22 protein-coding genes are annotated in these 22,946 nt (G+C 49.7%); 11 read left to right on the top strand and 11 right to left on the bottom strand.

From position 1 onward, the window contains the following. Window positions 1–2: 2 nt before the first annotated feature. From yidD to rpmH, 3 genes are read right to left on the bottom strand one after another with little or no spacing between them, the layout of a single operon-like run. Window positions 3–266, bottom strand: coding sequence for a membrane protein insertion efficiency factor YidD (gene yidD, locus WG68_RS08110; RefSeq protein ID WP_046557160.1), 264 nt, complete (start codon window positions 264–266; stop codon window positions 3–5). Continuing rightward, a complete protein-coding gene (rnpA, locus tag WG68_RS08115) occupies window positions 221–589 on the bottom strand; it encodes a ribonuclease P protein component (protein ID WP_046557161.1) in 369 nt (122 codons plus the stop codon). The genes yidD and rnpA overlap by 46 nt, the downstream gene beginning before the upstream one ends. Window positions 590–607: 18 nt before the next feature. Next, complete coding sequence (gene rpmH, locus WG68_RS19365; RefSeq protein ID WP_083923053.1) at window positions 608–745, bottom strand: 50S ribosomal protein L34; 138 nt, start codon at window positions 743–745, stop codon at window positions 608–610. A 440-nt stretch (window positions 746–1,185) separates the two neighbouring features. Here rpmH and dnaA point away from each other — a divergent pair, with 440 nt between their 5' ends. From dnaA to glyS, 6 genes are all read left to right on the top strand, one after another. Further along, entirely contained in the window at window positions 1,186–2,565 is a 1,380-nt protein-coding gene (gene dnaA / locus WG68_RS08120) for a chromosomal replication initiator protein DnaA (RefSeq protein WP_046557162.1), read from the top strand. 36 nt (window positions 2,566–2,601) lie between these two features. Next, a complete protein-coding gene (gene dnaN / locus WG68_RS08125; RefSeq protein WP_046557163.1) occupies window positions 2,602–3,705 on the top strand; it encodes a DNA polymerase III subunit beta in 1,104 nt (367 codons plus the stop codon). Window positions 3,706–3,708: 3 nt separating this feature from the next. After that, window positions 3,709–4,827: a DNA replication/repair protein RecF gene (gene recF, locus WG68_RS08130; protein WP_046557164.1), complete on the top strand. Its 1,119-nt coding sequence runs from the start codon at window positions 3,709–3,711 to the stop codon at window positions 4,825–4,827. Beyond that, entirely contained in the window at window positions 4,811–7,228 is a 2,418-nt protein-coding gene (gene gyrB / locus WG68_RS08135) for a DNA topoisomerase (ATP-hydrolyzing) subunit B (RefSeq protein WP_046557165.1), read from the top strand. The genes recF and gyrB overlap by 17 nt, the downstream gene beginning before the upstream one ends. A 63-nt stretch (window positions 7,229–7,291) precedes the next feature. Next, complete coding sequence (gene glyQ, locus WG68_RS08140; protein WP_046557166.1) at window positions 7,292–8,218, top strand: glycine--tRNA ligase subunit alpha; 927 nt, start codon at window positions 7,292–7,294, stop codon at window positions 8,216–8,218. Then, window positions 8,215–10,272 carry a glycine--tRNA ligase subunit beta gene (gene glyS / locus WG68_RS08145; RefSeq protein WP_046557167.1) on the top strand — a complete coding sequence of 686 codons (2,058 nt, stop codon included), beginning with the start codon at window positions 8,215–8,217 and terminating at the stop codon, window positions 10,270–10,272. The genes glyQ and glyS overlap by 4 nt, the downstream gene beginning before the upstream one ends. 56 nt (window positions 10,273–10,328) lie before the next feature. Here the strand turns inward: glyS and WG68_RS08150 are convergent, their stop codons facing one another. Then, the gene (locus WG68_RS08150) at window positions 10,329–11,549 is read right to left on the bottom strand and encodes a M56 family metallopeptidase (protein ID WP_046557168.1); all 1,221 of its coding nucleotides are present in this window, start codon (window positions 11,547–11,549) and stop codon (window positions 10,329–10,331) included. Further along, entirely contained in the window at window positions 11,546–11,932 is a 387-nt protein-coding gene (locus WG68_RS08155) for a BlaI/MecI/CopY family transcriptional regulator (RefSeq protein WP_046557169.1), read from the bottom strand. Before WG68_RS08155 ends, WG68_RS08150 begins: the two co-directional genes overlap by 4 nt. A 217-nt stretch (window positions 11,933–12,149) precedes the next feature. Here WG68_RS08155 and WG68_RS08160 point away from each other — a divergent pair, with 217 nt between their 5' ends. Further along, the gene (locus WG68_RS08160; RefSeq protein ID WP_046557170.1) at window positions 12,150–12,683 is read left to right on the top strand and encodes an RNA polymerase sigma factor; all 534 of its coding nucleotides are present in this window, start codon (window positions 12,150–12,152) and stop codon (window positions 12,681–12,683) included. A gap of 10 nt (window positions 12,684–12,693) precedes the next feature. Continuing rightward, window positions 12,694–13,056 carry a DUF6768 family protein gene (locus tag WG68_RS08165; protein ID WP_046557171.1) on the top strand — a complete coding sequence of 121 codons (363 nt, stop codon included), beginning with the start codon at window positions 12,694–12,696 and terminating at the stop codon, window positions 13,054–13,056. 26 nt (window positions 13,057–13,082) lie between these two features. On the opposite strand, the gene WG68_RS08170 is transcribed toward WG68_RS08165, so the two are convergent. The 3 genes from WG68_RS08170 to WG68_RS08180 all read right to left on the bottom strand — a co-directional run bounded on the left by WG68_RS08170 (window position 13,083) and on the right by WG68_RS08180 (window position 15,270). Beyond that, on the bottom strand, window positions 13,083–14,135 hold the full coding sequence (locus WG68_RS08170; protein ID WP_161796357.1) for a GGDEF domain-containing protein: 1,053 nt from the start codon (window positions 14,133–14,135) through the stop codon (window positions 13,083–13,085). 79 nt (window positions 14,136–14,214) lie between these two features. Then, window positions 14,215–14,709: a GAF domain-containing protein gene (locus tag WG68_RS08175; protein WP_046557173.1), complete on the bottom strand. Its 495-nt coding sequence runs from the start codon at window positions 14,707–14,709 to the stop codon at window positions 14,215–14,217. A gap of 135 nt (window positions 14,710–14,844) precedes the next feature. Continuing rightward, entirely contained in the window at window positions 14,845–15,270 is a 426-nt protein-coding gene (locus WG68_RS08180) for a hypothetical protein (RefSeq protein ID WP_046557174.1), read from the bottom strand. Window positions 15,271–15,407: 137 nt separating this feature from the next. Here WG68_RS08180 and WG68_RS08185 point away from each other — a divergent pair, with 137 nt between their 5' ends. Then, window positions 15,408–15,713 carry a helix-turn-helix domain-containing protein gene (locus WG68_RS08185; RefSeq protein ID WP_046557175.1) on the top strand — a complete coding sequence of 102 codons (306 nt, stop codon included), beginning with the start codon at window positions 15,408–15,410 and terminating at the stop codon, window positions 15,711–15,713. A gap of 6 nt (window positions 15,714–15,719) precedes the next feature. On the opposite strand, the gene tusA is transcribed toward WG68_RS08185, so the two are convergent. From tusA to fadB, 3 genes are all read right to left on the bottom strand, one after another. Then, a complete protein-coding gene (tusA, locus tag WG68_RS08190; protein WP_046557176.1) occupies window positions 15,720–15,968 on the bottom strand; it encodes a sulfurtransferase TusA in 249 nt (82 codons plus the stop codon). Between the two features lie 128 nt (window positions 15,969–16,096). Next, a complete protein-coding gene (gene fadA, locus WG68_RS08195) occupies window positions 16,097–17,260 on the bottom strand; it encodes an acetyl-CoA C-acyltransferase FadA (RefSeq protein ID WP_046557177.1) in 1,164 nt (387 codons plus the stop codon). Window positions 17,261–17,276: 16 nt separating this feature from the next. Then, window positions 17,277–19,430: a fatty acid oxidation complex subunit alpha FadB gene (gene fadB / locus WG68_RS08200; RefSeq protein WP_046557178.1), complete on the bottom strand. Its 2,154-nt coding sequence runs from the start codon at window positions 19,428–19,430 to the stop codon at window positions 17,277–17,279. 196 nt (window positions 19,431–19,626) lie between these two features. Between fadB and WG68_RS08205 the strand changes: the two genes are divergently transcribed. Beyond that, window positions 19,627–21,564 (top strand): transglycosylase SLT domain-containing protein, encoded by a 1,938-nt coding sequence (locus WG68_RS08205; protein WP_083981831.1) that lies wholly within the window; start codon window positions 19,627–19,629, stop codon window positions 21,562–21,564. 45 nt (window positions 21,565–21,609) lie between these two features. Beyond that, window positions 21,610–22,935, top strand: a complete 1,326-nt coding sequence (pepQ, locus tag WG68_RS08210; protein ID WP_046557179.1) for a Xaa-Pro dipeptidase — start codon at window positions 21,610–21,612, stop codon at window positions 22,933–22,935. The last annotated feature ends 11 nt before the right edge of the window (window positions 22,936–22,946 follow it).

Here is a 22,946-nt window from a genome sequence, read left to right on the forward strand (position 1 = left end):
GGTTAGCTTTTCTCATTATGCTTATCAGGAACGGGATCATCACCGCCCTTATGTAAGGGGTGACATTTTAATATGCGTTTGCCTGCTAACCAAGCACCTTTTACCGCACCAAAGCGCTCAATAGCGGTAATGGCATAATGCGAACAGGTTGGATTGAAGCGACAATGCGGCCCCAGCAGCGGGCTTATAACCAGCTGATAGCCACGAACCAGCATTAACATCAGCTTGATTGTAAAGCGATGTACTGGCGAGCGATTTTGCTCCATAGTCGTTCCAGTTGTTTCAACAGTTCACTATTCGGGGTGTTACTGATATCACCCTTTACCATTAATACCAGATCGACGCCGGGCAACTGGTGTTGATGCAAACGAAAGCTGTCACGCACACAACGTTTTATACGATTGCGTTGCACGGCCAATTTAACACGTTTTTTAGCGATAGTAAGGCCTAATCGCGGATGTGCCAGCTGATTTGGTTTTGCAAGAATGGTAAACAGGGGAGATGCAACCCGAAACGGGTGTTGGAAGACATTGTCGAATTGACTGGGAGTTAACAGGCGTAACTCCCGGCCGAAGTTCAGGCTGACCACGCAGCGCTTAACAGCCGATTACGCTGATAAACGCTGACGGCCCTTAGCACGACGACGCGCTAAAACCTGACGACCATTTTTAGTGGCCATGCGAGCACGGAAACCGTGGTTGCGCTTGCGCTTTAATACGCTTGGTTGAAACGTTCTTTTACTCATAATTTCATCCGTCCGGTCGAAATATTTACTAAGATTACCTGTGTTTTAGCAAATACACCAAAACGCAGCTGACAAAAATGAGCGCGAATTTTAAGTAGTTCAGGCCTTAAAGTCAATGCGATCCTTGTTTTTATTCTGATCTGATCGTTGTTTTTGTATTCACTTTAATAAGTTTTCCACAGCTTGGCTGATCCTGCTGAATAAAATGTGAGTTGTTTGCTCTTTAGGTCATAAAGTTCTGCCGATTTTGTTCGGTATTATTAAATAGAATAAGGCTTTATAAACTAATAAAAACATATGGTTAAATGATATTTACTTCGTTCTGAGTTTTTTTTGGAAAGTCAATATTGAACTTGTGGATAAGATCAGTGGATAATGGCCAACTTGCGTAATGACACCAGCCTTAATTTATAATTTTAACCAGGGCTTCAGGAGAGACGGTGTATCAATCTGTTTGGCAAAATTGTTTACAGGCATTGCAGGCTGAGCTTCCTGCCCAGCATTTCAGTATGTGGATCCGGCCGTTACAAGCTGATAGCTCTTCTGACTCACTGATCCTGTATGCGCCAAACCGCTTTGTACTGGATTGGGTGCGCGAAAAGTATTTAAACCGGATCCTCGAGCTGATCCAGGATTATTGCGGTGATGATGCGCCCAGGCTGAAGTTTGATGTCGGTAATAGTCAGCAGCAAACGAAACGGCCACCTGGCAATAGCCATTTACCGCCGCCAGAACCGAATACTAATAATCAGCCACCGGCACCGCGTGAAGTGGCTGAGCCTGCCCCAAAAACTATCGTGCGCAGCAATGTGCGGGCCAATTACACCTTTACCAACTTTGTTGAGGGTAAATCAAACCAGCTGGCCCGCGCTGCTGCCAGCCAGGTTGCGGATAACCCTGGCACAGCTTACAACCCGTTATTTATTTATGGCGGTACCGGCCTTGGTAAAACCCACTTATTACATGCGGTAGGTAATGGCATTCTGGCGAAAAAGCCCGACGCTAAAGTGATCTATATGCATTCTGAACGCTTTGTGCAGGATATGGTTAAAGCCTTGCAAAACAATCAGATAGAAGAATTTAAACGTTATTACCGTTCAGTTGATGCGCTGCTTATCGATGATATTCAATTCTTTGCTAACAAAGAGCGCTCGCAGGAAGAGTTTTTTCATACCTTTAATGCGTTACTCGAAGGCAACCAGCAAATAATTTTAACCAGTGACCGTTACCCGAAAGAAATCGATGGTGTGGAAGACCGGCTGAAATCACGTTTTGGTTGGGGCTTAACCATCGCCATCGAGCCGCCGGAATTAGAAACCCGGGTCGCTATTCTGATGCGCAAAGCGCAGGAAAACCAAATTCGCTTACCGGAAGAAGTGGCTTTTTTTGTGGCCAAGCGGTTGCGCTCTAACGTGCGTGAATTGGAAGGCGCTTTAAACCGGGTTATTGCCAACGCTAATTTTACCGGACGGCCGATTACCATCGATTTTGTACGTGAAGCACTGCGTGATTTACTGGCGCTGCAGGATAAACTGGTTACCATTGAGAATATTCAGAAAACGGTGGCCGAGTATTATAAAATCCGGATTGCCGACTTATTGTCTAAGCGCCGCTCGCGTTCAGTCGCCCGGCCACGACAAATGGCCATGGCGTTATCGAAAGAGCTTACCAACCATAGCCTGCCAGAAATTGGCGATGCCTTTGGTGGTCGCGATCACACCACAGTGCTGCATGCCTGTCGCAAAATAGAATCATTAAAGGAAGAAACCCACGAAATAAAAGAGGATTTTCAAAACCTCATTCGTACGTTGTCTTCATAGCCGGTTTTACAGGGTCATCCTAATTAGGGTTAAGTTATGCAATTTGTTATTAACAGAGACGCCTTACTCAAGCCATTACAAATGGTCTCGGGCGCCATCGAGCGCCGGCACACCTTACCGATCTTATCCAACGTCTTGCTGGAAGTGACTGAGCAACAGTTAGCGCTTACCGGCACTGATTTAGAGGTAGAGCTGGTTGCTACCACCGACGCGGTGCAGGTGCAGCAGATTGGCCGGGTGACCGTGCCAGCAAAAAAACTTTTGGATATTTGCCGCAGTTTGCCCGAAGGAAGCGACATTAAAGTGGTGCTGCAGGCTGAAAGCTGTATTTTAACCTGTGGTAAAACCAAGTTTACCTTATCAACCTTGAGTGCGGCCGAGTACCCAAACCTGGAAAGCTGGCAGGGTGAGGTTGATATTAGTATCAGCCGGGCACAACTACGTAAATTGCTGGACGATACCGCTTTTTCAATGGCAAACCAGGACGTGCGCTATTATCTGAATGGGTTATTGTTTGAAGTGGATAACGGCAGCCTAACCGCAGTGGGTACTGATGGCCACCGCCTGGCGCTTAGTAAGTTAGTACTGCCCGGTGTTAATTTGCAGCAAAAGCAAATAATTATTCCACGCAAAGGCGTGCTGGAAATTATGCGGCTGCTGGCTAATGATGATCAGCTTATTCAGTTAAGCCTGGGCCAGAACCACATTCGTTTATCTGATCAGGGTTTTACCTTTAGCAGTAAGCTGATAGATGGTCGCTTTCCGGATTATCGCCGGGTGCTGCCACGCAATAGTACCAAGTTAGTTACGGCTCATCGGCCGGTGTTGAAAGATGCCTGTACCCGCGCTTCAATTTTATCTAATGAAAAATACCGGGGCGTGCGCTTTACCCTGAATAACAACGAACTGCAAATCATGGCTAATAACCCTGAGCATGAACAGGCAGAAGAAGTGATAGAAGTAGAGTACGAAGGTGACATACTGGAAATCGGCTTTAATGTCGGTTATATGCTGGATGTACTAAATACCCTAAATACCGACCTGGTAATTTTGCATTTAAATGACGCTAACTCCAGTACCTTAATTGAGGGTGTTGGCAATGAGGGTGCGTCTTATGTTGTTATGCCGATGCGCCTGTAAATAATGGCATTGTTGTCTTTGCAGTTAAGCCAGTTCCGCAATATGCCGGCGCTGGCGTTAACTGCGCATCCTGAGTTTAACCTTATATATGGCGAGAATGGCAGTGGTAAAACCAGCCTGCTCGAAGCCATTTACTATTTAGCCCATGGCCGTTCGTTTCGCAGTCGGGCGCATCAGCGATTGATTAAAGACGACGCCGATCATTTTACTCTGCATGCCAAGGTCAGCAATAATCAGCAAAGTTATAGTTTAGGCTTACAGCGTAATCGCTCGGCAGAATTGCTGCTGCGGCTTAATGGTGCTAACGTGCAGCGGCTGGCTGAATTTGCCAGCCTGCTGCCCGTGCAGTTGTTAACCCCGGATAGTTTTCGGCTATTCTTTGGTGGGCCAAAAGAACGCCGGCAGTTTTTTGATATGGGTGTGTTCCACGTGGAACCTGGTTTTTTTCCGGTATGGTCACAGTTTAGTCGGGTACTGAAACAACGTAACTCTTTGCTAAAGCAACGGCGGCGTTATGATGATGAATTTGCATACTGGGACCAGCAATTTGCCAGCCTGGCCTGGCAACTACATAAGCAGCGCCAGCAATACATTGACCAGTTGAACCAAGCATACAGCCAGTTGGTGGCAGCCAACCCCTTACTGGCCGATGTAAGTATGCAACTGCAAAGCGGTTGGCCGGAGCGGATTAACAGCGAGCAGGCACTACTGGATTTATTGAAACAGAATTTTGAACAAGATTGCCGGCAGGGCTTTAGCCAGTACGGCCCGCAAAAAGCCGATTTAAAGTTGAAAAAAGCCCTGCTGAGTGTGGAAGAAGTATTATCCCGCGGCCAGCTAAAAGTGTTATTATTTGCACTTAAAATCGCCCAGAACAATGTAATTAGTAATAGTGGCAATAAACAGCCGTTATTGTTAATTGACGATTTGGCGTCAGAACTGGATAGCAGTTCTACCCAAGTTGTTTTTGAGTATTTAACCCAGATTAATTCACAGGTATTTATTACTGCAATTAATGCTGATCAGGTTTCACCTTATATTGCTGCCGCGCGCAGCAAAATGTTTCACGTGGAACACGGTCAGATAACAGCACGGACAGACGAAGATGGCCGAACAACATAATTACGATTCCTCAAGTATTAAAGTATTAAAAGGGCTGGATGCCGTTCGTAAAAGACCAGGCATGTATATCGGTGATACCGATGACGGCACTGGCTTGCACCATATGGTGTTCGAGGTAGTTGATAACTCTATTGACGAAACGCTGGCGGGTTACTGCACCGATATCTGGGTAACGATTCATAGCGATGGTTCGGTGTCGGTACGCGACAATGGCCGCGGAGTGCCTACTGAAATGCATGAAGAGGGTGTTTCGGCGGCAGAAGTTATTATGACCGTATTGCATGCTGGTGGTAAATTTGACGAGAACTCTTATAAAGTCTCCGGCGGTTTGCACGGTGTGGGTATTTCTGTGGTTAACGCCTTGTCCGACAAATTAGAGTTAACCATCCGCCGTAAAGGTGAGGTATTCAACCAGATTTATCACTTAGGTGTACCGCAAGCGCCGTTAGCGGTGATTGGAGAAACGGAAGATACCGGCACCGCCATCCGCTTCTGGCCAAGCCCTACGGTATTTAGCGACATCGACTATCACTACGATATTCTGGCCAAGCGGCTGCGCGAGCTGTCCTTCCTGAACTCCGGTGTAAGTATTATTCTGGCTGACGAGCGCAACGACAAAAAAGACCACTTTAAATATGAAGGCGGTATAGAAGCTTTTGTACAATATCTGAATCGCAGCAAAACCAGTGTTCACCCGAAAGCTTTCTATTTTACGGATCAGCGCGACGATGGCATTTCAGTAGAAGTGGCCATGCAGTGGAACGATAGCTACCAGGAAAATGTATTCTGCTTTACCAACAATATTCCACAGCGCGACGGCGGTGCTCACTTAGCCGGCTTTCGTGGCGCCTTAACCCGGGTGCTGAATAACTATATTGAGCACGAAGGTTACGCCAAGAAAATGAAGGTGCAGGCGTCAGGTGATGACGCCCGTGAAGGCCTGACAGCTGTGGTCAGCGTGAAGGTGCCTGATCCGAAATTCAGCTCGCAAACCAAAGATAAGCTGGTATCCAGTGAAGTTCGCTCTGCCGTTGAAGGTATTATGGGCGAGAAGCTAAACGAATACCTGCTGGAAAACCCAGGCGATGCAAAAATCATCGTAGGTAAAATTGTCGATGCCGCGCGGGCGCGTGATGCGGCCCGTAAAGCCCGGGAAATGACCCGGCGCAAAGGCGCGCTGGATATTGCTGGTTTGCCAGGTAAGCTGGCCGACTGTCAGGAAAAAGACCCGGCGTTTTCAGAACTGTATATTGTAGAGGGTGACTCAGCAGGCGGTTCAGCCAAGCAGGGACGCAATCGGAAAAATCAGGCCATTTTGCCACTGAAAGGTAAAATTCTGAACGTGGAGAAAGCCCGCTTTGACAAGATGTTGTCTTCGCAGGAAGTCGGTACTCTGATCACGGCATTGGGTTGTGGCATTGGCCGGGAAGAATATAACCCGGACAAAACCCGCTACCATAGCATCGTATTAATGACCGATGCCGACGTCGATGGTTCGCACATTCGCACCTTGTTGCTGACTTTCTTCTACCGGCAAATGCCGGAGCTGATTGAGCGTGGCTATATTTACATTGCACAGCCGCCACTGTTTAAAGTGAAAAAGGGTAAGCAAGAGCAATATATTAAAGATGAACCGTCACTGGTGGAATACTTAACCACCCTGGCGCTGGATGAAGCCAGCCTGCATGTTAACGCCGAAGCCCCAGGCATTGGCGGTGAGCATCTGGAAAAATTGGTACGCATGTACCATAAAGTGACAGCGGTCATTAACCGCTTGAGCCGCAAAATCCCGTTTAATCTGCTAAACGAGCTTATTTATGTTACCGGTTTAAGCCCGGACAACGTGAAAGATAAAGCCGTGGTAGAAGCATGGGTAAAAACCCTGGCCAAGCGCTTAGACGACAAAGAAGGCGACGGCTCCAGCTATAAGTACGATGTGATTGAAGATCGCGAACGGCACTTATTCCAGCCGAAAATCATTATTCGTCAGCATGGTATCGATAACGAGTACGCGCTGCATTATGACTTTATAACCTCACGCGATTATCAGAACATTGTAACTTTAGGCGACGAAATTCGTGATCTGATTGAAGAGGGTGCTTTTATCCGCCGTGGCGAAAAAGTGAAACCGGTAGAAACCTTTGTTGAAGCGCTGGACTGGTTAATGGCTGAATCAAAACGCGGTTTGTATATTCAGCGTTATAAAGGATTGGGTGAGATGAACCCGGACCAGCTGTGGGAAACCACTATGGACCCACAAAACCGGCGGATGCTGCAGGTAACCATTGAAGATGCCGTGGGCGCCGACCAGCTGTTTGCTACCCTGATGGGCGACCACGTTGAGCCACGCCGCGCCTTTATTGAAGAGAATGCGTTGTACGTAGCCAACTTAGACGTATAACTTTTCACCACATAACACGACAGGGGCTACGGCCCCTCAGTCATTTTAGCGAGTTAGCAGCGCATGCATAAATACGATATTAAAACCTTTCAGGGCCTGATCTTAGCTCTGCAGGATTACTGGGCGCGACAGGGCTGTGTTATTGTGCAGCCGTTGGATTTAGAAGTGGGGGCCGGTACCTTTCACCCTATGACATTTTTGCGTTCACTAGGGCCAGAACCGACCAATGTGGCCTATGTCCAGCCGTGCCGCAGGCCGACCGATGGCCGTTATGGTGAAAACCCGAACCGCTTACAGCATTACTATCAGTTTCAGGTGATTTTAAAACCGTCACCCGACAATATTCAGGAGCTGTATTTAGGCTCGCTGCGTGAGCTGGGGATTGATACCCTGGTGCATGACATCCGCTTTGTTGAAGATAACTGGGAATCGCCGACACTGGGCGCCTGGGGTCTGGGTTGGGAAGTATGGTTAAACGGCATGGAAGTAACCCAGTTTACTTACTTCCAGCAGGTGGGTGGCTTAGAATGCCGGCCGGTTACCGGCGAAATTACCTACGGCCTAGAGCGGCTGGCTATGTATATCCAGGGTGTTGATTCTATATATGATCTGGTCTGGACCGACGGCCCGCTCGGCCTGGTCACCTATGGTGATGTGTTTCATCAGAATGAAGTAGAGCAGTCGACCTATAATTTTGAACATGCTGATGTAGCGGCGTTATTTGCCCAGTTTGATCAGTGTGAAAAAGAAAGCCATTACCTGATAGAGCAGGGCCTGGCGTTGCCGGCCTATGAAAAAGTAATGAAAGCATCACATGCCTTTAATATGCTGGATGCGCGCCATGCCATTTCGGTAACCGAGCGCCAGCGCTATATTCTGCGGGTGCGTACCTTAGCCAAAGCCTGTGCCGAAGCCTATTTTGCCAGCCGGGAAAAGCTGGGCTTTCCGCTTTGTAAAAATGGCCAGCAACCGCAGCAGGAGGCTAAATGAGCGCACAAGATTTTCTGGTAGAAATTGGCACTGAAGAGTTGCCACCTAAAGCCCTTAAAACGCTGGCAACAGCATTCGCCGATAATATTGGCAGTGAGCTGGCAAAACAGCAATTAAGCCATGGCGACATCGTCTGGTACGCTGCTCCGCGGCGCTTAGCGGTGCGGGTAAATGGCCTTGCTGCCAGCCAGGCCGATAAAGTGGTAGAGAAGCGTGGCCCAGCTATTGCCGCGGCCTTTGACACAGACGGTAAGTCTACCAAGGCTGCGGCCGGCTGGGCAGCAGGTTGCGGTATTAGCGTTGAGCAAGCCGAGCGGCTGGAAACCGATAAAGGCGCCTGGTTGCTGCATAAGCAGCTGCAGCCTGGGCAGAATACCGTGGCCTTGTTAGCGGAAATTATTAAAGCGGCGCTGGCCAAATTACCGATAGCCCGACCTATGCGCTGGGGCAGCTCGGACGCCGAGTTTATCCGGCCGGTACATACCATTGTCATGCTGTATGGCAACGACATTGTGCCCGCCACTATTTTGGGCCGCCGCAGCAGCAACCAAAGTTATGGCCATCGTTTTCATGCCCCGGCGTTAGTTACAATAGCCAATGCTGATGCCTATTTGCCGACCTTACAGCAGGCCTATGTGGTCGCTGACTATCAGCAGCGTAAAGCGACCATTGCCAAACAAGTGCAAGCAACCGCTGACAGCTTAGGTGCAGTGGCACAAATGGATGACGCCTTGCTGGAAGAGGTGGCATCTTTAGTGGAGTGGCCTGTGGTATTAGTGGGCAGCTTTGAGCAAAGCTTCCTGCAGGTACCGGCCGAGCCGCTAATTTCAACGATGAAAGATAACCAGAAATACTTCTCGTTACTTGATAAGCAGGGCAAGTTAATCAACAAGTTTATCTTTGTGACCAATATCGACAGTAAAGATCCGCAGCAAATTATCAGCGGTAATGAGAAAGTGGTACGGCCGCGTTTGGCCGATGCCGAGTTCTTCTTTAACACTGATCGTAAAACCAAACTGGCTGACCGGCTCGACAGCTTGAAAACCGTATTATTCCAGCAGCAGCTCGGTACCCTGGCTGAAAAGTCAGAGCGCATTAGCAAGGTTGCAGGTTTTGTCGCAGCCAAAATTGGTGCTGAGCCGGCGGCAGCAGAGCGGGCCGGCTTATTGTCGAAGACTGATTTAATGACCAATATGGTGGGTGAGTTCCCGGAAGTGCAGGGCATTATGGGCATGCACTATGCCAGGCTGGATGGTGAAAGCGAAGCTGTGGCTCTGGCATTGAACGAGCAGTATATGCCGCGCTTTGCCGGCGACCAGTTACCGAGTCGGTTAGAGGGTGCGGCGGTGGCGATAGCCGATAAGCTGGATACTTTAGTGGGTATTTTTGGCATTGGCCAGATACCTAAAGGCGATAAAGACCCGTTCGCGCTGCGCCGGGCCGCCATTGGCGCGCTGCGGATTATGGTGGAAAAGCAGTTACCGCTGGATCTGGTTGAGCTGATTGGCTTTAGCCAGCAAACTTTTGGCAGCAAGTTAACTAACCCTAAAGTTGCCGACGAAGTACTGGACTTTATGCTCGGCCGCTTCCGCGCCTGGTATCAGGATGAAGGCTATGCGGTTGATGTTATTCAGGCAGTGTTAGCGCGCAGGCCGACCAGCCCGAGCGACTTTGACCGGCGGGTAAGTGCAGTGGCTGCATTCAGCAAACTGGACGCCGCAGCGGCCCTGGCAGCAGCCAATAAGCGGGTGGCGAATATACTGGCCAAAGTAACCGAAGCTATCCCGAAACAAGTAAGCACTAACTTACTGCAAGAGAGCGCAGAGCAAGCACTTTATCAGGCAATAACGGCTGAACAGGCTTATCAGGCTGAAGGCCACAGTTATAGCGACAGCCTGGCTCATTTAGCCGGTATGCGCAGCGTGATCGACAGCTTTTTTGACCAGGTAATGGTGAATGCCGAGGATAATGCAGTGCGCTTTAACCGCTTAGCGCTGTTACAGCAACTGCGTGAATTGTTTCTGCAAGTGGCCGATATTTCTGTCTTACAGTAATACAGGCTTCAGCTTCTGAAATAAAAAAGCCAGCTTAACCGCTGGCTTTTTGCTATTCAGAGCTTAGGTCTGACCTCAAACTGTTCAATATCTGAATCAGGATCATGATCAAGTGCAAAGTTTAGTTGTACTTGTACTCCCTTATTGGCTGCTGCATCAGCCGTTGGCTTATAGCGCCACTGTTGCAGCGCTCTGACCGCCTCTTTCTCAAACACGCCTTCAGGCTGTGCTTGAATAACCACTATGTCACTGGTTGAACCGTCGGGCTCGACATTAAACTTTAATTGCACTAAACCTTCGATACGGTTTTCAACCGCCTTTATTGGGTATCTGGGTTCGATAAGCACTACGGGCTTCGGGCCTGCCTTAGCTGTCGTGGCGAGGTTATCAGCCTGTAATGGCTGCTGCCAAAAGACTGCCGCAACACATAAGCTAGCAAGCAGAATCAAGGTGGGTGCTTTACTGGCACCATGCTGTTGTTTAAGTTGTAAAAGACGTTCTTTCATCGATTGTTTCGCTCCGTAATGATGACAAAATGGTTGAAAGGTCGCTGATGGCTCAGGAACAGACTGCATTGCTGCCAACAGCGCATTGGCATAGCAAAACTGCGTTGAAACGGGTTGCTGTTGTAATACATCAGCATCGCAGGCTAATTCCTGATCAGCACGGTAGCGCCGGTACGCCAGCCACAACAGCGGGTGAAACCAGAACAGGCAAAGCAGGGTAATAGCCAGTAAGTTAGCGTGTAAATCACCACGTTGCCAATGGCGCAGCTCGTGCTGCAAAATCAAGCTGCGTTGCTGGCGGCTAAAGCGCTGCCGAAAATTAGCGGGAAGTATCAGCTGTGGCCGAAGCAGACCAAAAATAGCAGGCCCTTGCTGTGTGCGGCTGATGTAGTAGCAGAGCTTACCGCGTTTTTGCTGCCGGCAATGGTTAAGCTGACGTTTTAGCTGGATTACACTCAGCAGGCACCAGCACGCCAGCAGCACTGCGCCGGTTAGCCAGAGCCAATTTAAGCCTGACAGGTCAGAACTCATATCCAGTTGTTGTTGTAACTTCCCCGCTGTGACCAACATCGTATCAACAGCCGCAACGTTCAGGCTGGCAGCGACATTAATGGCAGGTAACAACGGTAAAAATACAGCAACAGGCAGCGCCAGCCATAGAGAATAACAGCTGCGGGCACCAAGCCACTTTAACAGCAGGGGATGAGCCAACAGTAGCAAGCCACTGAGCACTGCCAGCAAAAGGCTGCTTTGCCATAGCCACGAGATCATGACTTATCCTCCTGCTGCTGTTCCAGCTCTGCCACCAGTTGTTTTAACTCGGCTAAGTCAGCGGCACTCAGCTCATTTTTGCGGGCAAAACTTGCCACCAATGGTGCCACCCGCCCCGCGAACAGTCTTTGAACAAAGCTGCCACTGGCAAGTTGTTGATAATCTTGCTGTGCTATACGTGCGCTATATAAATAGGCCCGACCTTGCATTTCATAGCTAAGGGCTGCTTTGCTTACCAGTCGGTTAAGTAAGGTCTTTACGGTTTTTTCGTGCCAGTCTTTCTGTTGCTGCAAGTAGAGAATCACCTCGGTTGCCGTGCAGGGCTGCGTTTGCCAGATTGCCTGCATCACTTCAAGCTCTGTATTGCTAATGTCTATTGCCATAATGCCACCTAAGATTACACTTGTAATTCAAGTAAGATTACACCTGTAATTCTAATTAGCAAGTCGTTTGGCTAAATATTTTCAGAACTGAATGTTTGGTAGCAATTGTGGTAGACGTAACCTAGGCTGAGAGAATTGAAAAGTAAAAGCTATATAGCGTGAACCTGAACCGTTTTCGCATCGTCTGTTACAGGCAATAACAAGATTAAGGGCAAGAATGCAGCAGGCGCAACTCGATTTACTGGTGCTGGCCATGCAAGGGGGCGATAGGCGGGCGTTTAGCTTGTTATACCAGCATTATCACCGTGACTTACGCCGGTTTGCGGCTTATTTGCTGGCTAATCCGGCAGTGGCGGAAGACCTGGTGCAAAACGTCTGGTTAAAGGTAAGCCAGCGGATTGGCCGCTTAAATGACCCGGCGGTGTTTACCAGCTGGTTGTACCGGGCAGTGCGCTGGGAAGTGCTGGATTATCAGAAGCAAGTGGCGAGCCAAAAACAGCAGCCAATTGATGATGCTGAGCTAATCGCCGCCAGCGGCCCGGACTATACCCAGCAGCATGCTGCTAACAGCGACTTGGCAAAAGCAATGGCGCAGTTGGCAGTGGATGAGCGGTTGGTGTTACAGCTGCATTACTTGCACGAATTAGAGTTAAGCCAGATAGCGTTAATTCTTGAAATACCAACCGGCACGGTGAAATCACGTTTGCACCGGGCACGACAGCAGTTGCAACAGCAGTTGCAGGCACAATAAGGAACAGCATATGAACATCGATAACGATATTAAGCAGCAGTTAGCCCACCAGGCGGCAGAGCTGGACAAGCTGATGCGCGAAGAGCAGGGGCTGGATAAGGTATTGGCATCAGGTTTTAAAGGCGGCTTAGGCAGCATTATGGCCATTGCCTATGTGCTGGCGATAGTGCTGGCCGTGGCTATTTTCTACTGTGGCTACCAGTTTTTCACCGTAGCGGCTGAGCAACAATTGTTTTGGGGGGTGCTGTTACTACTGGCCTTTCAGGGCCAGGTTGGCATTAAACTGTGGATCTGGCTGGAGAGCCATCGCAGCTCAACCCTGCGTGAGCTAAAACGGCTGGAGCTGGCGGTAGCAAGACTGACAAAGCAGTAAGTTTGTACAACAGCCCGACACCGGGCCTAACACACCCGGTTGCGCCCGCTGTTTTTAGCCTGATACAGCTGTTTATCGGCATGTTCAATGGCCGCCGCCAGACTGTCGCTATTGATACAACTGGCAACTCCGAAGCTGGCACTAACCGGTAAGGCGAGTTGCTCGAGTTGCAGTGGGTTATCAAGCAGGGCGTGGCGAATTTTTTCGGCCACCTGCAGCGCGGCGTCAACAGGGGTTTTTGGCAGAAAAAACAGAAACTCTTCGCCGCCGATCCGACAGGCAATGTCTTGCTGGCGCAGATTATTGCGAAACAGGCTGGCCAGATGGCGCAATACGGCATCGCCTGCGGCATGGCCGTACTGATCGTTAAGTTGTTTAAAATGGTCAATATCACAAATAATCACGGCCATGGGTAACAAAGCATCGGCTTGCTGCTGCAGGCTAAAGTTTAATGACGAGTCGATAAAACGGCGGTTCAGCAGCAAGGTTAGCGGGTCGGTATTGGCCTGTATCTCTTTGCTTTGTTGCAGTAGCTCCATGGCTTCGTGGCTGCGCTCACGATAATGGTCGTTGATCCAGCAAACAATAATGACGATTAACAAGGAGGCAATAAAGCGGCTGGCCTCCGCTTCTTTATACTCGGCCATAATCAGCTCAGGGACGAACAACATCAGTGCTAGTACTATGAGTAACAGGCCATTACTGAACAGGGCTTTTTTAACGCCCAGCAAGCCAAATAGAATAGCGGGAAAAGGAAACACCCAGTACAAGGCAGTATTATTAAAGCCACCCTGATAAACCAGGCTTAATACAAAACAGCCAACCAGCAAGGCTTCAATATTACAGGCCAGGTTTAAGTTGCCTGACCAGCGAAAGTAGCTGATATTAATCAGAAAGGCGGCAGCGGTACCAAACAGGATAGCGGGTAGTAACACCTGCTCGGCATAGAAATTTTTAAAACCATAAAAAAACATTACGCTAGAGGTAATATAGCTGACAAAAAACAAGATATAACGCCGGCGACGGGCGTCAATTTTACCTGCCTGCTGGGTGCTATCTTTACTCAGGGTTGCCTGCAACAGCCACATCTCCGTTTTTTTATTATCCTAGCACAGAACAGTCGAGGTGTTGCAATTCAGTCAGTTAAAGCGCATGGCGTTAGCTAAAGCGTAAACGGTATAAGTCGGCCAGCGCTATAGCAAAAGCCACTTCTTCTTCAGTCCAGTGTTTTGTTACCGCAGTTTGTTCACAGCAAATAATACCGGTTAATGTATCGTCAGCGTATATGGGTACATCAAGTAATGATTTGATATTAAATGGTTTTAGAAATAAATCGGCTAACTCTCTGGTGGCCGGGTCATTCAGCGCATCGACTGCCCGGATTACTTTTTTCTGATCAAGCGCGGCAAAATAACCAGGAAAGCTCCAGCGGTCAACCAGCAAAGCTTCCTGTGAAAAACCATAGTCTTTATCCAGCAGCAGCTGACAGCGTAATAAGTCATGATCGGCAAAGTGCCACAAGCCAACTTGCTGGATCTGCAAGCCATCAATACAACACTGTAATAGCTGCTGCCTGGCCTCGGTATCATTGATTTCAGGGCTATGAAAAGTACTGCGAAGTTGCTCAAGTTCTGCAGAATAATGCGCTGGCATGATAGTGTGTCGCTCCAAATTGCAAAGGGTGAATCACAAACATAGCATTCAGGAGGCGTGCTGCCAGTTAAAGTTGCAACTTGCTACAAAAAAAATCTTAGTGGCAAGTTATGGCTCTAACACCCCGCCACAAAGTTAACTTTTAAACCCTGTAATTATTTGCGTTTGTGGCAAATGTTGTTGCAGCCACTGTAACAATGGCTGGTATTGTTGCAGCGGAAACTTATAGCGCACCTGCATATTCTGATTCAGCTTAAAATCTACATAGGCCAGCTGGTCTTTCTGATACAGGTTAAGTTGTTTAATATCGCTGATTCTGGCCCTGTCCATGGCCACCTGCAACCAGCTGCCATCAATAGAGAATAAGCGTTGAATATCTTTGCTAAAAACAAATTCGCCCTTATTTGCCGGGGTTAAACTGAAGCTGACTACGATGTCAGCAATTAACAGTAGCAATACCGTCCCTGCGGTATACCAGTTAAACCACCACAGCAGCAGCATTAAAACCAGTAGTATTATCGCTTTAAGCGGCACCGAATCTTTAATTAACGGCCACAACATCACTTGCTACTCCATAGCATTAACTCAACAGCAACGGTATAAAACCAAGGTTTTTAAGTCAAGCGGCGCTTTGCAAGCGATTGTAACAAAAGGTGTAAGGTTGTTGGTCGCAGGCACATTATTTGAGATTAACGCTGATGAATAAATCAATTTTAGATATGGTGCAGGAAACGGCGCAGGATTTTTATAACGCCGGGGTAATGAAAGATACGACTCTGCGTGAGATAGAAGCGCTATGCCTGCCGGTTGTTGAGGAGTTTAGTGCCGAGCAAATTAAACAAATCCGCACCCGTAATAAAGCCAGCCAGGGAGTGTTTGCGGCCTATTTGAATACCAGTAAATCGACAGTGCAAAAGTGGGAGCAGGGTCAGAAAAAGCCAAACGGTCCGTCTTTAAAGCTGCTAAATCTGGTAGCTAAAAAAGGCTTACAGATCCTGGCCTAATAGGTATTAGCTACTAACCTTTTTCACCACATACCGATACGGCAGCTCTGTGGTATCGCTGGCCAGTAACTCGTGATCCATAAAGCGGCAGAAAGCCGGGATATCGCGGGTGGTGGCCGGGTCGTCGGCGATAATTAGTAAGGTATCACCCACCTGCATTTTGCGGATAGTTAAGCGGATCATCATTACCGGCTCGGGGCAGCGCAGGCCTAAGGCATCCAGGGTTTGGGTGGCGCTGTTAAAAAGCGGGTCCATCGTTACTCCGATAATCTTTTAGTCAACCTACAACCGTTGCCTGAATAGCACGCAACAAAAAAGGGCCGTAAAAACGGCCCTTATTCTATGCGATTGTGCTTAAAGCTGCCAGCTTATGGCCGCTCAAACTATGGCCTTTCAAAAACGGTAGCAATGCCCTGGCCTAAACCAATACACATGGTAGCCAGGCCAAACTTGCCGCCTTTATCTTCCATTACGTTGATTAAGGTGGTGCTGATGCGTGAACCTGAACAGCCCAGTGGGTGGCCCAGCGCAATGGCGCCGCCGTTCAGGTTTACTTTTTGCTCGGCTACTTCCATTAAACCTAAATCTTTCATTACCGGCAGCGCCTGGGCAGCGAACGCCTCGTTCAGCTCGGCAAAGTCGATATCGTTAATGGTTAAGCCAGCCATCTGCAGCGCTTTTTTCGACGCAGGTACCGGGCCGTAACCCATAATAGACGGGTCGCAACCGGCCACGCCCATACCACGCACATAGGCTCGGATAGGTAAGCCTAAGGCTTTGGCTTTATCTTCGCTCATTACCAGCATGCCAGAGGCGCCGTCCGATAACGCAGACGAGGTGCCTGCGGTTACTGTACCATTGGCCGGGTCGAATACCGGGCGTAACTGGCCGAGGGTTTCTACCGTGGTTTCCGGGCGAATCACTTCGTCGTAATCCATCAGCTTTAATACGCCGTCAGCGTCATGGCCTTCGGTCGGGATAATTTCATTTTTAAAGCGGCCTTGCTCGCTGGCCTCTTGCGCTAAGCGGTGCGAGCGGGCGCCAAATTCGTCCTGCTGCGCCCGGCTGATGCCGTGCATTTTACCCAGCAATTCGGCGGTTAAGCCCATCATGCCGGCGGCTTTGGCAATAGTGGTGGATAAACCCGGGTGAAAATCGACGCCGTGGTTCATTGGCACATGGCCCATATGCTCAACGCCGCCAATTAAATACACCTCGCCCATGCCGGTTTGAATCGCTCGCACCGCATCGTGTAATGCCTGCATTGATGAGCCGCATAAGCGGTTGACGGTAACAGCGGGTACCGAATGCGGAATGCCGGCTAACAATGAGGCATTACGCGCCACGTTAAAGCCTTGCTCCAGGGTTTGCTGTACGCAGCCCCAGATTATGTCGTCGATGTCACTCGGGTTTAACGCCGGGTTGCGTTCCAGCAGTGATGCCATCACATGCGCAGATAACTGCTCGGCGCGGACATTACGGTACATACCATTTTTAGAGCGCCCCATTGGGGTGCGGATACAATCTACTATTACAGCGTTTTTCATTATTCTGCTCCTGCGCTTAAACCGGGAAGAAACGCTGGCCGTTGGCGGCCATGGCGCGGGTTTTATCTGTAACCTGATAAATTTCGCCTAAATGAGCGTATTTATCGGCCAGGGCAACAAAGTTGGCTAAACCTAGGGTGTCGACATAACGCAGCGGGCCGCCACGGAACGGCGGGAAGCCCAGGCCGAAAATCAGCCCCATATCTGCTTCGGCAGCGCTTTGTACTATGCCTTCTTCTAAGCAGCGAATAGTTTCGTTAATCATCGGCACCATTACCCGGGCAATAATCTCATCGGCGCTGAACTCTTGTTTGTCAGCAGCAATGCCGGCCAGCAATGCCAGGCTTTTCGGATCGATATCTTTTTTCGGCTTGCCTTTGGCATCTTTACTGTACGCGTAGAAACCCAGGCCATTTTTCTGGCCATAACGGTCGGCTTTATACATGGCGGCTACCGGATCATTGTCCAGTTTTGCCATCCGGCTCGGGAAACCGTCAGCCATCACGTCGGTACAATGGAAGGCGGTATCTAAACCGACTACATCCAGCAAGTAGGCCGGGCCCATTGGCCAGCCAAACTGTTTTTCCATTACTTTATCAATTTGTGCGAAATCGGCGCCGTCCAGCACCAGCTTGCTAAAGCCGGCAAAGTAGGGGAACAGTACCCGGTTAACAAAGAAGCCCGGGCAGTCGTTCACCACGATGGGCGATTTGCCCATTCTGGCGGCATAGGCCACCACGGCAGCCACGGTTTCATCGCTGGTGTGCTCACCACGAATAACCTCTACCAATGGCATGCGGTGTACCGGGTTGAAAAAGTGCATGCCGCAGAAGTTTTGCGGCCGGCTTAAATTCTTTGCCAGCGCATTAATGGATATGGTCGAGGTGTTCGAGGTTAAAATGGCATCATCGCTAAGTAAGCTTTCCACTTCTTTTAACACGGCGCCTTTAATTTTCGGGTTTTCAACGACCGCCTCTACCACGATATCAACGTCTTTTACCAGCTCGTTGCTTAGGGTGGGGGTAATGCTGGCAATCACTTTGGCCATGCCAGCGACATCGAGCTTGTTGCGCTCCACCTGCTTACTCAGTAATTTGCTGGCTTCGCCCATGCCCAGTGCCAGTGCTTTGTCGGCGATGTCTTTCATCACCACCGGCACGCCTTTTAGCGCTGACTGGTAGGCAATGCCGCCGCCCATAATGCCCGCGCCCAATACAGCCGCTTTTTTAACGGTTTTAGTGGCCACTTTGCCGGCTTTTTTGGCTTTACTTTTTATCAGCTGGTCATTTAAAAACAGGCCAACCTGGGCGGTAGCAGCATCGGTTTTCGCCAGTTTGGCAAAGCCCGCGTTTTCCAGCGCCATAGCGCCGGCGCGGTCTAAGGTGGCGGCGGCTTCAATGGTTTGTACCGCAGCCATTGGTGCTGGGTAATGTTTACCCGCAGTAGCGAAGACCATGCCTTTGGCGGTGCTGAAGCTCATGGTGGCTTCAATTTTATTCAGTTTTAACGGTTGCAGCTTCACTGCCCGTTTTTTCTGCCAGTTCAGGCTGCCGGCAATGGCGTCTTCTAATACGCTTAGTGCGGCAGCTTGTAGTTTTTCCGGCGCCACGACCGCGTCAATTAAGCCGGCTTTCTGCGCCTGGTCAGCACTGTGGTCTTTACCGGTGGTGATCCATTCCATTGCATTGTCAGCACCAATAATCCGCGGCAAGCGCACTGTGCCACCAAAACCGGGCATTAAACCCAGTTTTACTTCGGGCAGGCCAATCCGGGTACTGGTATCGGCTACCCGGTAATCACAGGCCAGGGTCCACTCACAACCACCACCCAGTGCGAAACCTTTTATCGCGACCACGGTCGGAACAGGCAGGTCTTCGCATAAATCAAAAATATCAGAGGCTTGTTTAATCCAGGGTACCAATTCAGCTTCCGGGCGCTGGAAAGTACTTAAGAATTCAGTGATATCCGCGCCGACAATAAAGGTGTCCTTGCTACTGGTAAAGATCACGCCTTTCAGGTTACTGTCGCTATGCAGCTTATCTAACGCTGCCTTACAATCAGTCAGGGTTTGTTGATCAAACTTATTAACAGAGCCTGTGGCAGCAAAGGTAAAGCGGGCGATACCAGGTTTAATGTATTCAACACTGATGGTGTCACTCTGGTAAATCATAAATATGCTCCTTGGTCGCGTTGTTGGGTGGTTGTCGCAACTGGTACGATGAGGTTAACAGGTTCAGTGTGTCGTGCTTTACTAAAAATTTCAACCGTTATTTAAACAGGTGTTTGAAAAAGGTGGGGAAACCCAGCCAAACCGTGCCACTAACTATAGTTGTTTTTCTGTCTTTCGCTGGATCCAGAGGTAAATCGTGATAGCTTTTCGTTCATTAATCATAGCCACCGTTGTAACGACAACAGTGGTGTCCTGCGCATTTACAGCCCATGCGGCTGATCAGGATAAATTACCACAACAGCGTCAGCGCTTTGTTACGCTGGAGCAAAGTATTGGCAATGTCAGTCGTGACCAGGCCGACACCTGGCTGGCTGAAATGGCTGATTATCCGTTACAGCCTTATCTACGCTTAAGGCGGCTGCAACAACAATTAAATGCTCACGATGCCATTGAGGCGTTTCTCGCCGAGTATCAAGGTACGCCCATGGACTGGCCGCTCCGTAAACCCTGGTTACTGCGCCTGGCCGAGCAAAATCAGGCTGCGCGTTATCTGGCAAATTTCCCCGGCTCGTCCGATGCTGAGCTGCAATGTCTGGCTTTGCGCTTTCAGCTGCAAACCAAAGCCTTGAGCAACACTGAGATTTGGCAGCAGACCCAACAGCTATGGACCCAGGGCAAATCGAAACCGCGCGCCTGCGACCCGTTGTTTACGGCCTGGCGCACTGCTAACCCGCTGCAGAGTGCTACTGTGCAACGGCGGATCCAACTGTCTGCTGAGGGCGGCCAGGCAGAACTAATACCCTATTTAAAAACCCTGTTGCCTGCCAACGAGCAATACTTAGCCGATTTATGGCAACAAACCCGGCGCAACCCGGCGGTGATTGCCCGGGCTAATTTTTTCCCGGGTAAACATATCATCGAGCGTGATGTGCTGGCCTATGGTTTAAAGCGTCTGATCTGGCGCTCGCCTGATCAGGCACTGGCCACCTGGCAGCGCCATGTTAACGACCCTTATTTTACCCGGGCGCAGCGGTTAGACGTGCAACGCCAATTTGCGATAGCGTTGGCCAGCAAAGGCGACAGCCGGGCTGATAATTGGTTAGGCACCCTGCCAGCAGAGCTGTTTGATGCTAATCTGGCGCAGTGGCAGGTAGCGCATGCATTAAGGGAGCTGGACTGGCCGAAAGTGCAACGCGTAGTCGAGCAATTACCGGCTGAATTACAAGGCGATATTAACTGGCGCTACTGGCGGGCCCGGGCACTGGAAGAGCAGGGTAACACTGAGCTTGCCAATGCTGAGTTTACCGAGCTAGCCCGTCAGCGTCATTATTATGGCTTTATGGCAGCAGCCAGGCTGGGCTTACCACCAAGCTTAGCGCATAACCCGGTGCAGGTAAGCGATGAAGAGCTGTCGTTATTACGCCAGCATCCAGCGGTGTTGCGAGCCCAGCAATGGCTGGCGCTGGGCCGGTTAACTGAGGCGCGGCGTGAGTGGAACCACTTACAGAATAACTCTGATGAGCAACAGAAAATTGCTTCGGCCAAACTGGCAAGCCAGCTGCAGTGGCATGAGCGGGCAATATTTTCGCTGGCCGACGTTGGCTACTGGGATGACGTTGAGCTGCGCTTTCCGTTGGCCTATCAGCAGGAAATGCAGCTATCAGCCGATAAGTATAATATCGACTCGGGGTGGAGTATGGCGATTGCAAGGCGCGAAAGCTCCTTTATGGCTGATGCCAACTCGCCGGTCGGCGCCCGTGGCCTGATGCAGATTATGCCGGGTACTGCCAATGAAATTGCGAAAAAAAAGGTACAGATACGCCAGTTGTATAACCCGGTCACCAATATTGACTATGGCACAGATTATTTAAATTACTTAAAAAGGCGCAACGACGGTAACCTGTTAAAAGCCACTGCTGCTTACAATGCCGGCTATAGCAGGGTAATGCAGTGGATCCCGCGGGATTATGCGTTGCCGGCTGATGTCTGGGTAGAAACAATCCCGTACCGGGAAACCCGCGAGTATGTCAAGGCGGTGATGGCCTATTATCAGATTTATAATATCCGGATGAATGTAACTCAGGATGTTTTTAAGCCACTGGTGGCTATGAAGATTGGGGTGATAGTCGATTAGTGCTATTATTGCGCCTATCAACCCTTACAACCGAAAAAGGTAGCTATGAACTCAGGTTATCAGGCGTTATATCAGGCGCATATTGCCGAACTACAACAGCGTACCCGGCAAGTGCTGGCGCGCGAAAATCTGGATGGTTTAGTGATTCATTCAGGCCAGGCGAAACGCAAATTTCTGGACGATATGGATTACCCTTTTAAAGCGAATCCGCATTTTAAAGCCTGGTTGCCTGTCGTGGATAACCCGCATTGCTGGTTATTGCTGGACGGCGTAAATAAACCTAAGCTGATATTTTACCGGCCAAAAGATTTCTGGCACAAGGTACCCGACGAGCCGGCTGATTTCTGGGCAGAGTATTTTGATATTCAGTTGCTGGATAAAGCCAATAAGGTAGAAACCTTACTGCCATACGATAAAGCACGGCTGGCCTATATTGGTGAATACCTGGAAGTGGCCCGGGCGCTCGGTTTTACTGAAATTAACCCCGAGCCGGTATTAAGTTACCTGCACTTTTACCGCGCGTATAAAACCGGCTATGAGCTCGCCTGTTTGCGTAAGGCTAATCAGCTGGCGGTAGCGGGCCACCGGGCGGCTAAAGCGGCGTTTTATGCCGGTGGCAGCGAATTTGATATTCAACTGGCGTATCTGGCGGCGGTGGGGCAAACCGAAAACGAAGTACCTTATGGCAATATTGTCGGCCTGAACCAGAATGCCGCTATATTGCACTACACCGCGCTGGAGCGGCAAAAACCAGCGCAACATCACTCGTTTTTAATTGATGCCGGCGCCGAGTTTCACGGTTATGCCGCAGACATTACCCGTACCTATAGCTTCGATCGCAACAATGAGTTTGCCGGGCTGATTGCTGCGGTAGACCGCTTAGAGTTAACCCTGGTCGATGGTTTAAAACCGGGCATTAACTACGCTGACTTGCACCTGCAATGTCATCAGGGTATTGCCCAAATTCTGCACGACTTTGATTTTGTCCGGCTGGACCCAGCCAGCATTGTCGAGCGGGACATCAGCCGCACCTTTTTCCCGCACGGCCTGGGCCATCACTTAGGCTTGCAGGTGCACGACGTTGGCGGTTTTATGCAGGATGAGCGCGGTACACATCTTGCGCCGCCAGAGAACCATCCGTTTTTACGCTGCACCCGGCTGATTGAGCCTGACATGGTGTTTACCATAGAACCTGGTTTGTACTTTATTGACAGCCTGCTGGCAGATTTAAAGCAAACCGAGGCTGCAGCAAGCGTTAACTGGAGCAAAATAGACGCGTTCCGCCAGTTTGGTGGCATCCGGATTGAAGATAATATTATCGTGCATCGTGAGCGCAACGAAAATATGACCCGGGATTTGCAGCTCGCCTGACAGGGCTAAAG

This window comes from Arsukibacterium ikkense (assembly GCF_000987775.1).
Classification (GTDB): domain Bacteria; phylum Pseudomonadota; class Gammaproteobacteria; order Enterobacterales; family Alteromonadaceae; genus Alishewanella; species Alishewanella ikkense.

What these genes read in the sequence shown, in the direction of transcription:
- yidD (WP_046557160.1), bottom strand. Translation starts at nt 266, where the DNA reads ATGGAGCAAAATCGCTCGCCAGTACATCGCTTTACAATCAAGCTGATG.
- rpmH (WP_083923053.1), bottom strand. Translation starts at nt 745, where the DNA reads ATGAGTAAAAGAACGTTTCAACCAAGCGTATTAAAGCGCAAGCGCAAC.
- dnaN (WP_046557163.1), top strand. Translation starts at nt 2,602, where the DNA reads ATGCAATTTGTTATTAACAGAGACGCCTTACTCAAGCCATTACAAATG.
- recF (WP_046557164.1), top strand. Translation starts at nt 3,709, where the DNA reads ATGGCATTGTTGTCTTTGCAGTTAAGCCAGTTCCGCAATATGCCGGCG.
- gyrB (WP_046557165.1), top strand. Translation starts at nt 4,811, where the DNA reads ATGGCCGAACAACATAATTACGATTCCTCAAGTATTAAAGTATTAAAA.
- glyQ (WP_046557166.1), top strand. Translation starts at nt 7,292, where the DNA reads ATGCATAAATACGATATTAAAACCTTTCAGGGCCTGATCTTAGCTCTG.
- glyS (WP_046557167.1), top strand. Translation starts at nt 8,215, where the DNA reads ATGAGCGCACAAGATTTTCTGGTAGAAATTGGCACTGAAGAGTTGCCA.
- WG68_RS08150 (WP_046557168.1), bottom strand. Translation starts at nt 11,549, where the DNA reads ATGATCTCGTGGCTATGGCAAAGCAGCCTTTTGCTGGCAGTGCTCAGT.
- WG68_RS08155 (WP_046557169.1), bottom strand. Translation starts at nt 11,932, where the DNA reads ATGGCAATAGACATTAGCAATACAGAGCTTGAAGTGATGCAGGCAATC.
- WG68_RS08160 (WP_046557170.1), top strand. Translation starts at nt 12,150, where the DNA reads ATGCAGCAGGCGCAACTCGATTTACTGGTGCTGGCCATGCAAGGGGGC.
- WG68_RS08165 (WP_046557171.1), top strand. Translation starts at nt 12,694, where the DNA reads ATGAACATCGATAACGATATTAAGCAGCAGTTAGCCCACCAGGCGGCA.
- WG68_RS08175 (WP_046557173.1), bottom strand. Translation starts at nt 14,709, where the DNA reads ATGCCAGCGCATTATTCTGCAGAACTTGAGCAACTTCGCAGTACTTTT.
- WG68_RS08180 (WP_046557174.1), bottom strand. Translation starts at nt 15,270, where the DNA reads ATGTTGTGGCCGTTAATTAAAGATTCGGTGCCGCTTAAAGCGATAATA.
- WG68_RS08185 (WP_046557175.1), top strand. Translation starts at nt 15,408, where the DNA reads ATGAATAAATCAATTTTAGATATGGTGCAGGAAACGGCGCAGGATTTT.
- tusA (WP_046557176.1), bottom strand. Translation starts at nt 15,968, where the DNA reads ATGGACCCGCTTTTTAACAGCGCCACCCAAACCCTGGATGCCTTAGGC.
- fadA (WP_046557177.1), bottom strand. Translation starts at nt 17,260, where the DNA reads ATGAAAAACGCTGTAATAGTAGATTGTATCCGCACCCCAATGGGGCGC.
- fadB (WP_046557178.1), bottom strand. Translation starts at nt 19,430, where the DNA reads ATGATTTACCAGAGTGACACCATCAGTGTTGAATACATTAAACCTGGT.
- pepQ (WP_046557179.1), top strand. Translation starts at nt 21,610, where the DNA reads ATGAACTCAGGTTATCAGGCGTTATATCAGGCGCATATTGCCGAACTA.